The sequence below is a fragment of the Brevundimonas sp. EAKA genome (assembly GCF_000698025.1).
Taxonomy (GTDB): Bacteria; Pseudomonadota; Alphaproteobacteria; order Caulobacterales; family Caulobacteraceae; genus Brevundimonas; species Brevundimonas mediterranea_A.
In genome coordinates, this window is record NZ_JMQR01000107.1 from 1 (window position 1) to 10,190 (window position 10,190).

General features: G+C 67.9%; 12 protein-coding genes. 4 read left to right on the forward strand and 8 right to left on the reverse strand.

The window, feature by feature from the left end:
• Positions 1 to 7: 7 nt before the first annotated feature.
• Both obgE and ER13_RS13350 read right to left on the reverse strand, forming a co-directional pair.
• On the reverse strand, positions 8 to 1,054 hold the full coding sequence (gene obgE, locus ER13_RS13345) for a GTPase ObgE (RefSeq protein ID WP_052005111.1): 1,047 nt from the start codon (positions 1,052 to 1,054) through the stop codon (positions 8 to 10).
• A 50-nt stretch (positions 1,055 to 1,104) separates the two neighbouring features.
• The gene (locus tag ER13_RS13350) at positions 1,105 to 1,416 is read right to left on the reverse strand and encodes an energy transducer TonB (RefSeq protein WP_008260429.1); all 312 of its coding nucleotides are present in this window, start codon (positions 1,414 to 1,416) and stop codon (positions 1,105 to 1,107) included.
• Between the two features lie 114 nt (positions 1,417 to 1,530).
• Here ER13_RS13350 and ER13_RS13355 point away from each other — a divergent pair, with 114 nt between their 5' ends.
• Positions 1,531 to 2,349: a hypothetical protein gene (locus ER13_RS13355; protein ID WP_035309976.1), complete on the forward strand. Its 819-nt coding sequence runs from the start codon at positions 1,531 to 1,533 to the stop codon at positions 2,347 to 2,349.
• Between the two features lies 1 nt (position 2,350).
• Here the strand turns inward: ER13_RS13355 and ald are convergent, their stop codons facing one another.
• On the reverse strand, positions 2,351 to 3,469 hold the full coding sequence (ald, locus tag ER13_RS13360; protein ID WP_035309978.1) for an alanine dehydrogenase: 1,119 nt from the start codon (positions 3,467 to 3,469) through the stop codon (positions 2,351 to 2,353).
• A gap of 147 nt (positions 3,470 to 3,616) precedes the next feature.
• On the opposite strand from ald, the gene ER13_RS13365 reads away from it, so the two are divergent.
• Both ER13_RS13365 and ER13_RS13370 read left to right on the forward strand, forming a co-directional pair.
• Positions 3,617 to 4,093 (forward strand): Lrp/AsnC family transcriptional regulator, encoded by a 477-nt coding sequence (locus ER13_RS13365; protein ID WP_035309979.1) that lies wholly within the window; start codon positions 3,617 to 3,619, stop codon positions 4,091 to 4,093.
• 45 nt (positions 4,094 to 4,138) lie between these two features.
• On the forward strand, positions 4,139 to 4,633 hold the full coding sequence (locus ER13_RS13370; protein ID WP_035309981.1) for a hypothetical protein: 495 nt from the start codon (positions 4,139 to 4,141) through the stop codon (positions 4,631 to 4,633).
• Between the two features lie 3 nt (positions 4,634 to 4,636).
• On the opposite strand, the gene ER13_RS13375 is transcribed toward ER13_RS13370, so the two are convergent.
• The 5 genes from ER13_RS13375 to ER13_RS13395 all read right to left on the reverse strand — a co-directional run bounded on the left by ER13_RS13375 (position 4,637) and on the right by ER13_RS13395 (position 8,996).
• Positions 4,637 to 6,091, reverse strand: coding sequence for an NAD-dependent succinate-semialdehyde dehydrogenase (locus tag ER13_RS13375; protein ID WP_035309983.1), 1,455 nt, complete (start codon positions 6,089 to 6,091; stop codon positions 4,637 to 4,639).
• Between the two features lie 92 nt (positions 6,092 to 6,183).
• Positions 6,184 to 6,321 carry an entericidin A/B family lipoprotein gene (locus ER13_RS13380; protein ID WP_008264300.1) on the reverse strand — a complete coding sequence of 46 codons (138 nt, stop codon included), beginning with the start codon at positions 6,319 to 6,321 and terminating at the stop codon, positions 6,184 to 6,186.
• Positions 6,322 to 6,369: 48 nt separating this feature from the next.
• On the reverse strand, positions 6,370 to 8,079 hold the full coding sequence (locus ER13_RS13385; RefSeq protein ID WP_052005115.1) for a sensor histidine kinase: 1,710 nt from the start codon (positions 8,077 to 8,079) through the stop codon (positions 6,370 to 6,372).
• 105 nt (positions 8,080 to 8,184) lie between these two features.
• Positions 8,185 to 8,796: a sigma-70 family RNA polymerase sigma factor gene (locus ER13_RS13390; protein ID WP_008259301.1), complete on the reverse strand. Its 612-nt coding sequence runs from the start codon at positions 8,794 to 8,796 to the stop codon at positions 8,185 to 8,187.
• Positions 8,793 to 8,996, reverse strand: a complete 204-nt coding sequence (locus ER13_RS13395) for a NepR family anti-sigma factor (RefSeq protein WP_035309987.1) — start codon at positions 8,994 to 8,996, stop codon at positions 8,793 to 8,795. Before ER13_RS13395 ends, ER13_RS13390 begins: the two co-directional genes overlap by 4 nt.
• Positions 8,997 to 9,200: 204 nt before the next feature.
• Between ER13_RS13395 and ER13_RS13400 the strand changes: the two genes are divergently transcribed.
• On the forward strand, positions 9,201 to 9,995 hold the full coding sequence (locus tag ER13_RS13400; RefSeq protein ID WP_008262700.1) for a response regulator: 795 nt from the start codon (positions 9,201 to 9,203) through the stop codon (positions 9,993 to 9,995).
• Positions 9,996 to 10,190 lie beyond the last annotated feature (195 nt).

Here is a 10,190-nt window from a genome sequence, read left to right on the forward strand (position 1 = left end):
GGGGTTTTCAGGGCCGCCGGCCGGGGGTCTGGCGGCCGCCCCTTCCGCCCGCCGGGGCCCCGGGGGTCTTCTTCCCCTCGGCCCAGGCGGCGCCCAGCAGGGCCGCCACGCCTTCGCCCGACACGCCCGAGACCAGCATGGGCCGACGACCGGCGACGGCCTCCAGCTCGGCCGCCTTCTCCTCGCGCGCCTCGGGCGTCAGGGCGTCGATCTTGTTCAGGGCCAGGATCTCGGCCTTTTCGGCCAGACCTTCGCCATAGGCTTCCAGCTCGCCCCGGATGATCCGGTAGGCGGCGGCCACGTCGTCCTGGGTGCCGTCGATCAGGTGGATCAGGCTGGCCGAGCGCTCGACATGGCCCAGGAAACGCGTGCCCAGGCCCGCGCCCTCGCTGGCCCCCTCGATCAGACCGGGAATGTCGGCGATGACGAACCGCTCGGACGGCGACAGGTCCACCATCCCCAGGTTCGGCGCCAGGGTGGTGAAGGGATAGTCGGCGATCTTGGGCTTGGCGGCGCTGGCGGCCGCCAGGAAGGTGGACTTGCCCGCGTTCGGCAAACCCGCCAGACCAATGTCGGCGATCAGCTTCAGCCGCAGCCAGATCCACCGCTCCTGACCATCCTGGCCGGGGTTGGCGTAGGTCGGCGCCTGGTTGGTCGGCCCCTTGAAACGCACATTGCCCCAGCCGCCGTTGCCGCCCTTCAGCAGCAGTTCGATCTTGCCGGGCGTGTCCATGTCCAGGAGCACGGTCTCCTTGTCCTCGTCCAGCACCTGGGTGCCGACCGGCACCTTCAGATGCACGTCGTCGCCCTTGCCGCCGTGCATCTGGCGGCCCTGGCCGTGGTGGCCGGTCTGGGCCTTGAAATGCTGCTGGTAGCGATAGTCGATCAGGGTGTTCAGCCCGTCGACCGCCTCGATCCAGACGTCGCCGCCCTTGCCGCCGTCGCCGCCGTCGGGGCCGCCGTTGGGAATGAACTTCTCGCGTCGAAACGACACGGAGCCCGCGCCGCCGTTGCCGGAGCGGATATAGATCTTGGCCTGGTCGAGGAACTTCATCGCGGGCTTATGCCGCAAGACGACGGCGAATTACAGGCGTGACCTTCGGTTCAGCGTGTCTCGAACGTCAGGGTGATTTCGCGCATCCCTGCCTGACCGGATTGAGCCCGGCCAGTCCTGACCCCGCGCAGGGCTTCGCGGCCGAAACCCTGGCCGACCGGCGTCTCGGACACGATCAGGCAATTCGTGGGGATGCCGTTGGCCGTGAAGTCGCACCGGAGAACCACGACGCCGGATTTCACGCCCGTCTCCAGCGCCTTGGCGGGCATTTCAATGCGGGGCGGAGTTTCCCAAACCACGGGCGGCGCTGAAGCCGTGGCCTGGGCGGTCGTCAGGGCGGCCAGAAGAGCGAACAGGGTCATGTTTCAGAGCTAGATGACCACGCCTGTCGTCGCAACCCCCGATTTTACTGTCTGCTTCCTAGCCGAGCTGTGCCGTTCATGGAGCGTTAAGCGGTGCAGACGAGATTCTCTGTCATGAACCTGTCCAGCGCGACATCCATGACCAGCGTCCTGGCCGAGGGCCGGGTCCAGCGCGAAAAACAGGCGCAGGAGCGCGCCGAGGCCAGGCTGCGCGATGCGCGCTCCGCCGTCGAAACGTTGAAGCAGCGCAACACCGCCGCCGCTAAGGACGCCCAGGAACAGCGCAAGGCGGCCGCCAAGCAGAAGATCGAACAGATCAAGGCCCGCATCCGCATGTTGCAGATGAGCGGCTCGGCCGATCCCAAACTGCTGGCCCAGTTGGCGAAGGAACTGAAGTCCGCAGTCAAAATGTACGGGGGATCGGGCGGCGCGTCGGCGGAGATCGGCGGCGCCGACGCCGGTTCTTCGGCGGCATCCAATGCGGCGCCGGCGGCGGACCCTAGCGTGGGCGCGACCGAGACCGCGCCCACGGAGACGCCCATCGCGGCGGAGCCTCCCGCCCCGCCCGCGAATGAGGATGCTGCGGCGCCCAAGGGCAAGGGCGAGGACGAGGGCGAGGGCGAGAAAAACCCCGAAACCACCAAGTCTGAAGACAATCCGTATCGGCGCATGGCGGCGGAAGCCCAGGCGCGCGTCGCTGAGCAGTCACGACGCGGGGCGGCGCAGCAGGAGGATCGCGACTTCCTGTCCGACGCCCGCAATCTGGCGAGCCAGATCAAGAGCATGGCGAAGCGGGCGCAGCACCAGGCCGAGACCGACCCCGCCCTGCGCCAGCACGCCGACCAGGCGGCGCAGGCTGCAGCCGAGGCCGTGCGGGCGATCGAGAGCGCCGGCCGCGATCTGGGCGCGGCCGGGGTCTCCCTGACGGTCTAGGTCAGCCGCGCGCCCAGACGCCGAACGGATCGCTCCATTCCAGGCCAAGGGCCTGGGCCACGGCCGGATAGGTGATCTCGCCCTTCAGCACGTTCAGGCCGCGCGCCAGGTGGGGATCGGCCTTCAGGGCGTCCAGACCCTTGTCGGCCAGGGCCAGGCCGAAGGGCAGGGTGGCGTTGTTCAGGGCTTCGGAACTGGTGCGGGGCGCGGCGCCCGGCATGTTGGCGACGCAATAATGGACCACGCCGTCGATGACATAGGTCGGGTCTTCGTGGGTCGTGGCGTGCGAGGTCTCGAAACAGCCGCCCTGGTCGATGGCCACGTCGATCAGGACCGAGCCGGGCTTCATCGTCTTCAGATGGTCGCGCTTGACCAGTTTCGGGGCCGAGGCGCCCGGCACCAGGACGGCGCCGATCACCACATCGGCCTTGATCAGTTCTTCCTCGATCGCGCCGATCGAGGAATAGCGGGTGATGACCCGGCCGCCGGTGATCTCGTCGATATAGGCCATGCGCGGGATCGACCGTTCCAGCACCACCACCTCGGCGCCCAGGCCCATGGCCATCCGCGCCGCGTTCAGCCCGACCACGCCGCCGCCCAGCACCAGCACCCGCGCCGGGGCCACGCCCGGAACGCCGCAGAACAGCAGGCCCATGCCGCCGTTATGCTTCAGCAGGGTCTCGGCGGCCGAGAAGACGGCGATCCGGCCGGCGACTTCCGACATGGGCGCCAGCAGCGGCAGGCCGCCGCGCGCGTCCGTCACGGTCTCGTAGGCGATGGCGGCGCATTTCGACGTCAACAGGCCCTTGGTCTGTTCCGGGTCGGGGGCCAGGTGCAGATAGGTGTAGAGGATCTGGTCCTCGCGCAGCATCTCCCACTCGACCTTCTGCGGCTCCTTGACCTTCACGATCATGTCGTTGTTGGCGAAGATGGTCGCCGCGTCGGCGACCAAGGTCGCGCCCGCCTTTTCGTAGTCGGCGTCGGTGAAACCGGCGCCCAGGCCGGCGCCGGTCTGGACCGAGACCGCATGGCCGTGGGCTACATATTCGCGCACCGCCGTCGGCGTCAGGCCGACCCGGTGTTCATTCTTCTTGATTTCGCTGGGAACGCCGACGCGCATGGGGAACCTCTCCGGAAATAATGGGAGCGTCCGTCTCTGCGGGCGGATCGCCGTTGCGCCACATATAGCGCCGAGCGGGTCGCAGAATCCTGTTCATTTGACGACCTGATCGCCGTACATACGCAGTCTCTGCGATGGATTGACCAAATGAAGACTGTTTCCGCCGTCGAACTGGACGGAACTGACAGGAAGATGCTCCGCCTGCTGCAGCAGGACGGACGGATGACCAATGCCGACCTGGCGCGTCAGGTGGCCCTGTCCGAAAGCGCCTGCCTGCGTCGACTGCGAGCGCTGGAGGCTGCGGGGGTGGTCGATCACTATGCGGCGGTGATCAGCGAACGGGCCGTGGGCCTCCCGATCAGCGTCTTCGTCACCGTCACCCTGTCGTCCCAGTCCGAGGTGGTTCTGACCGCCTTCGAACAGGCCGTGGCCGCCGCCCCCGAGGTGATGGAATGCTATCTGATGACCGGGGGCGCCGACTATCTGCTGCGGCTGGTGGTGCGCGACGTCGACGATCTGGAACGGGTCCACGCTAAGACCCTGACGCGCCTGCCCGGCGTCCATCGCGTTTCCTCCAGCGTGGCCATGCGGTCGGTGGTCAAGCGCGGGGCCTTGCCGGTGTGAGCGGCGGTTCCCAGATCGAATGGGGACATCTGGTCTGGGGGATATATGGATCGCGACGGTTTGATCTGGTTCGGCCTGGCGATCACCGCCGCCTTGGTCGCCATGCCGGGGGTGCTGGCGGGCGGACTGCCGCTGCTCCCGTTGTTTATCGTCTGCGTCGGCCTGGCCTGTACTCTCCATTCGGGCTGTCGCCGTCTGGTCGTGAGCACCACCCTGCGCCTGTTGTCGCGCGGCGCCCTGCGCAACGCGATCATCGTGCTGGGCGCCGTGATGCTGATTCAGCTTCTGCCGCTGGAGTTGGCGTTGTTCATGGCCGGCGACGTCCTGGCCTATGTCGAGGTGCTGGCGGCTGTCGGACTGATCGCGGCGAACGCTCGCGTCCGGGTCATTCGAGGGATGATCGAAGCGAAGACGGATCAGTGGCGGGCCGCGGTCCGGCGTCGGATCGCCAATCGCACGCCCCGGGTCGCGCGGCCTTCGGCCCGTCGTCGCCCGCCGTCGCCGAACGACGACCCAGCGACGGGTTGGGCCTTGGCGTGACCCCTATCGCAACGCCAGGGTCACCGTCTTCACCTCCACATATTCGTCGATGCCGTGGATCGAGCCTTCGCGGCCGTAGCCAGACTGTTTGACCCCGCCGAACGGGGCCACGGCGGTGGAGATCAGGCCGGTGTTGACCCCGCACATCCCCGCCTCGATGCGGCGGCTGAACCGCATCGCCCGGTCCAGATCGCGGGTGAACAGATAGGAGGCCAGGCCGTAGTCGCTGGCGTTGGCCTTCTCCAGAGCCTCCTCCTCGCTGTCGAAAGGAAAGACCGGGATCATCGGGCCGAAGGTCTCTTCCTCACGGAACAGGGCGTCGTTGCCGCCCAGTGTCACGGTCGGCTGGAAGAAACGGCCGCCCAGTTCATGGCGTGATCCGCCCGTCAGCACCCGGCCCCCGTCGGCCTGCACCGCCGCGACGTGCTTCTCGACCTTGTCGATAGCCTTGTCCTCGATCAGGGGACCGACCTTGACGCCGTCTTCGAAGGCGGGGCCGACCTTGATCTTCGCCACCTCGGCCGCGAGCTTCTCGGCATAGGCCTCAGACACCGACCGTTCGACATAGACGCGGTTGGGGCAGACGCAGGTCTGGCCCGAGTTGCGGAACTTGGCCTTGATGGTCTCGGCGACGGCCAGGTCCAGATCGGCGTCGGCGAAGACGATCAGCGGGGCGGCGCCGCCCAACTCCATCGACACCCGTTTCAGGGTCGGGGCGCACTGTTCCGCCAGTTTCCGACCCACGCCGGTCGATCCGGTGAAGGACAGTTTTCGGATCAGGGGACTGTCGGTCAGGGCCTTTCCGATCACCGCCGCCTCGCCGGTCACGATCGACAGGGCGCCGACAGGCAGGCCCGCCTGATAGGCCAGTTCGGCCAGGGCGATGGCCGTGAACGGGGTCTGGCTGGCCGGCTTGACCACGGCGGTGCAGCCGGCGGCGAAGGCCGGGCCCAGTTTGCGGGTCAGCATGGCGGCCGGGAAGTTCCAGGGTGTGATCAGGGCGCACGGACCCACCGCCTCGCGATAGGTCAGCAGCAGATGGCCCAGCGGGCTGTCCTGGGTCTCGCCGATCAGCCGCTCCGCTTCTCCGGCGAACCATTTGATGAAGCCGTTGGCGTAAACCACCTCGCCCTTGGCCTCCTCGAACGGCTTGCCGTTCTCCAGCGCCATCAGGGCGCCCAGCCCCTCGACGTTCTCGTCGATCAGCTCGGCCCATTTGCGCAGAAAGGCGGCGCGCTTGTGCGGGTCGGTACGGGACCAGGCGGGAAAGGCGTCGGCGGCGGCCTGAATGGCGGTCTCGGTCTCGGCGGCGCCCAGATCGGGAACATGGCCGATAACCTCTCCGGTCGCCGGATCATCGACCGCGATCCCCCCGCCGTTGGCCGGGACGGGCTCCCCCGCGATCAAGGCGTGCTGGCGAAGCAGGGCGAGGCCGGCGTTCCGGGCGGTCTGGTTCACGGAAGTTCTCCTGGTGCAGTCCTGAAACGAACAAGGCCCCGACGAAGCGGGGCCTTGCAAGCATCTTCAATGCGACATTCGCCGCCGAAAGATCAGTTCTTGGCGTCTTGGGCGGCGCCCGAAACGGCCGAACCGGCGGCTTGGGTGTCACGGCCCACGCCTTCGACCGTGTTGCAGGCGGCGGTGGTCAGGGCGGCGGCGGCGGCGACCAGTACGAAAATCTTGCGCATGAGAAAGCTCCGGTTGAGCCGACATGGGAGTCTGTCGGTCTTGGCCTATCAACGCGACCGCACAGTCCCGGTTCCGTCCTGACCGCCCGACTTGTCTGCGGGGTCCGTCGGCGACAGGGCTTCCGGCGTGGCGAAGGTCATGCGGGCGATCGCCCCCCCGCCGGGCGACTCGATGAACTCGGCCTCGCCGCGCAGTTGTTTGGCGAAGGCACCCATCAGGGTGCGTCCGACCCCGACCTCCGCCCCGGCCGAGGCGCCGGGGCCGTCGTCCTCGACTTCCAGCGTCGAGGTGTCGCCAAGGACCCGGAACCGGACCTTCAGCACGCCGCCCCGCCCGGCGAAGGCGTGTTTCTGGGCGTTGGTCACGGCCTCCACCAGCCACAGGGCCAGGGGCGCCAACTTGTCCGGATCGACCAGCAGCGAATCCGCCTCCACCGAACTGACGACGACCGGGCCGCGCCCCGCCTCGCTGGCGACCAACTGGCCGACCAGTTCCGTCAGGAAGTCGCGCGCGTCGGCATGACGGATGTCGTCGCTCTGATACAGGGTGCGATAGATCAGGGCCAAGGCCGATATCCGCTGGCGCGTATCGCCCAGAGCGGCCTTGGCCGGGGCGTCGGTCAGGGCCCGCTGCTGCATCGACAGCAGGGACGAGATGATCTGCAGATTGTTCTTCACCCGGTGATGGATCTCGCGCATCAGCGCGTCCTTCTCGGCGATCGAATTCATCAGCTCGCGGTCGCGCACCGTGATGGCCTCGGCCATCTCGTCCAGGGTGCGGGCCATGGTGCGGATCTCGGCCGGGGCGTTCATCGCCTGCAGCGGCCGCACCGAGAACCGGCCCTTGGCGTAGAGGGCGGCGATCCGCTCCAGATAGTCCAGCCAGCGAATGAAGATGCGTTCCGACAGCAGCATGACCGCCGCAAAGGCCGTCAGCCAGGCGCCCAGCGGCAGCAGCAGACTGCCGATCGGATTGAGCCGCGCCCAGGACAGCAGGCCGGGAGCCGGGGCCGACAGCAGGGCGTACAGGTCGCCGCCCGCCAGCACGGCGCCGGCGTAGTCGCGACGCTGGTTGCGGCTGTCCTTGGCCGCGAACACCGCCGTCCCCTCGTCGCGCGCCCGGGCGACCCAGCCCGAAACGTCGCCGCCGTCCGCCAGGCGGAAGGCGGCGGGATCGCTGGCGACCAGGATCCGGCCGGCGCCGTCGGTCAATGCGACTTCGGAGGCCGAGGGCAGGGCGGGGTCCTCGATGTCCGGCTGAAGCGCGGACAGGGGGATCACGGCGGCCATGGCGCCGTCGAACCGGCCCATGGGACGTTCTGAACGGACGGCGACGATCAGCGCCGCCGGATAGCCGGCGTTGGCCGGCGCGCGAACCACGACCAGATCCTCGCCACGTCGCAGCCTTTGGAACCAGTCGGCGCCGGCGGCGGGGGCGAGGCCGGATCGAACCCCGTCCGGCCGCCCCGACGCGCAGACCGCGTCGCCTGTGGGGCTCAGGCGGTACAGGCCCTCATAGCCCTCCAGCCGGTCGACCAGCGCCGTCAGCCGTGGCGCGCAATACGGACCGAGCGCATCGGGGCTCAGCGCGCGCAGCAGGACCTGCGCGCCGTCCAGCCGCGCCTTGGCGCTGCCGGCGCTGCGTTCGGCGGCCAGCTGCAGATCGACCTTGCGATCTTCGGCCTGCTGGCTGAAGTCGGCCTGGGTCTGGATCAGGATCAGGATGATGATCGGCAGCAGGGCCAGGGCCATGGCCATGCCGAGGCGGAAGCGGATGCCCTGGAACCGGGCGGTGTTCAATTTCCGACCGAGTCGCGGCTGCGCGTCCGCGTCCCCCGCTCTGGTCTCTTCCGCCACCGGGGATCAGGACCGGGCGCCGGCCAGCCTGTCGGCCTCGCCGAGAATCGACCGCATCGCGTCGCCCGCGGCCTTGCCGTCGCGGCCATAGCCGCCTTTTTCCAGCGTGGCCGCCAGGGCGCGGCGCGCCCGGCTGACGCGGCTCTTCACCGTACCCACCGCGCAGCCGCAGATCTCGGCCGCCTCTTCGTAGGCGAAGCCGCCGGCGCCCACCAGGATCAGTGCTTCACGCTGCTCTTCAGGCAGGGTCTTCAGCGCCTGGCGCAGTTCGTCCAGGGCGACCGGCGCCTCGGGGTCGTCGACCGCCACCAGGGTCCGTTCGGCCGCTTCCTGATCCAGTTGGGACTGGCGCCAGGACCGGCGCTTCTCGGAGTAGAATTGGTTGCGCAGGATCATGAAGGTCCAGGCCTTCATGTTGGTGCCCATTTGATAGCTGGCCCGCGCGTCCCACGCCTTCATCATGGCGTCCTGCGCCAGGTCGTCGGCGGCGGTCGGATCACCCGTCAGGGTCCGTGCGAAGGCGCGCAGATGAGGGATCAGCTGAACCAATTCCCGCTTGAAGCCGTCGTCGTCGGCCGAAGCGGGTTTCGGGGCGGCTCCCAGGCGAGACGTGCTCATGCGCCACCGCCCGACGCCTTGGCGTCGGCGCGCTTCAGAATTTCCAGGAATTCGTCAGGCACTGGCTCGTTGACCACCTCGTCGAACATGTGGCGCAGCTTGACGCCGATGGCCTGTTGGCGAAGTCGAGCTTCCTCGAGCCCCGCCTCCCCCGCATTTTCGACGTCGTTGCGCCGCGAGGAATCGGAAGAATTTATCATAGACAGAACACCGCCCACCCAACTGCAGTGCAGAAATGCGGACTGGATAACGTCGCCCCTGCCGCCGGGTTCCTCCCATTTTGGGAATAAATACTCAAGCTTGCGGCTTGGTGCGGAACCGTGGTGGATTTGATACGTTTCAACCCGCTGTAGCGCTGCGCCCTGGTCGGGCGAGACAGCGATTTTTGTCGGGGACTATCTAGCATGAGCCTTCTGGCCAGACTTGCGCCGCATCTGCCCTATGTCCGTCGGTATGCACGGGCGCTGACCGGAGACCAGGCGACGGGTGACAACTATGTGCGTGTCGCGCTTGAGGCCCTGGCGGCCGGCGAGCAACAGCTTTCGACGGACATGACGCCGCGCGTCGCCCTCTATCATGTCTTCCACGCCATCTGGTCCTCGACCGGGGCGCAGTTGGAAGACGTCAGCGGCGTCGATGGCCGCACCGACGCCTCGAGCCGTCTGCTGCGGATTGCGCCGCGCTCGCGCCAGGCCTTCCTGCTGACCGCGCTGGAGGGCTTCACGCCGTCGGAAGCGGCGCAGATCCTGTCGGCCGACGCCCGCGACGTCGAGCGGCTGATCGCCGAAGCCCAGTCCGACATTGACGCCGAACTGGCGACCGATGTTCTGGTGATCGAGGACGAGGCCATCATCTCGGCCGACATCCAGAGCCTGGTGAAGGAACTGGGGCACCGCGTCACCGGCGCGGCCACCACCCATGACGAAGCCATTGAGGCCGTGGCTCGCCACAAGCCGGGTCTGGTCCTGGCTGACATCCAGCTGGCCGACGGGTCTTCGGGCATCGATGCGGTCAAGGAAATCCTCAAGGACATGGACGTGCCGGTGATCTTCATCACCGCCTTCCCCGAGCGCCTGCTGACCGGCGAACGGCCGGAACCCACCTTCCTGATCACCAAGCCCTTCCAGCCGGAAACGGTGAAGGCGGCGATCAGCCAGGCCCTGTTCTTCCACCCTTCGCGTCACAAGCAAGCGGCTTGACCGCCCATTCGATCTGAACGCCGTCAGGGCCCCGGTCGCTTGCGCGCCGGGGCCTTTTTTCTGTGCGCTAGTTCGACGGCGCGGTCGGGGCGTTGACGTTCGGCGTCTCGCTTGTCGGGGCGGGCTGAGCCTCGCCCTGTCTCTTTTACACATATGACGCTGCCGACGAACCACACCGTGGTGACACTCGGGGGG

Excerpts from the sequence above, each read along its gene's own strand:
- ER13_RS13350 (WP_008260429.1), bottom strand. The coding sequence starts at position 1,416 with ATGACCCTGTTCGCTCTTCTGGCCGCCCTGACGACCGCCCAGGCCACG.
- ER13_RS13400 (WP_008262700.1), top strand. The coding sequence starts at position 9,201 with ATGAGCCTTCTGGCCAGACTTGCGCCGCATCTGCCCTATGTCCGTCGG.
- ER13_RS13370 (WP_035309981.1), top strand. The coding sequence starts at position 4,139 with ATGGATCGCGACGGTTTGATCTGGTTCGGCCTGGCGATCACCGCCGCC.
- ER13_RS13390 (WP_008259301.1), bottom strand. The coding sequence starts at position 8,796 with ATGAGCACGTCTCGCCTGGGAGCCGCCCCGAAACCCGCTTCGGCCGAC.
- ER13_RS13385 (WP_052005115.1), bottom strand. The coding sequence starts at position 8,079 with ATGGCCATGGCCCTGGCCCTGCTGCCGATCATCATCCTGATCCTGATC.
- ald (WP_035309978.1), bottom strand. The coding sequence starts at position 3,469 with ATGCGCGTCGGCGTTCCCAGCGAAATCAAGAAGAATGAACACCGGGTC.
- ER13_RS13355 (WP_035309976.1), top strand. The coding sequence starts at position 1,531 with ATGAACCTGTCCAGCGCGACATCCATGACCAGCGTCCTGGCCGAGGGC.
- ER13_RS13365 (WP_035309979.1), top strand. The coding sequence starts at position 3,617 with ATGAAGACTGTTTCCGCCGTCGAACTGGACGGAACTGACAGGAAGATG.
- obgE (WP_052005111.1), bottom strand. The coding sequence starts at position 1,054 with ATGAAGTTCCTCGACCAGGCCAAGATCTATATCCGCTCCGGCAACGGC.
- ER13_RS13380 (WP_008264300.1), bottom strand. The coding sequence starts at position 6,321 with ATGCGCAAGATTTTCGTACTGGTCGCCGCCGCCGCCGCCCTGACCACC.
- ER13_RS13395 (WP_035309987.1), bottom strand. The coding sequence starts at position 8,996 with ATGATAAATTCTTCCGATTCCTCGCGGCGCAACGACGTCGAAAATGCG.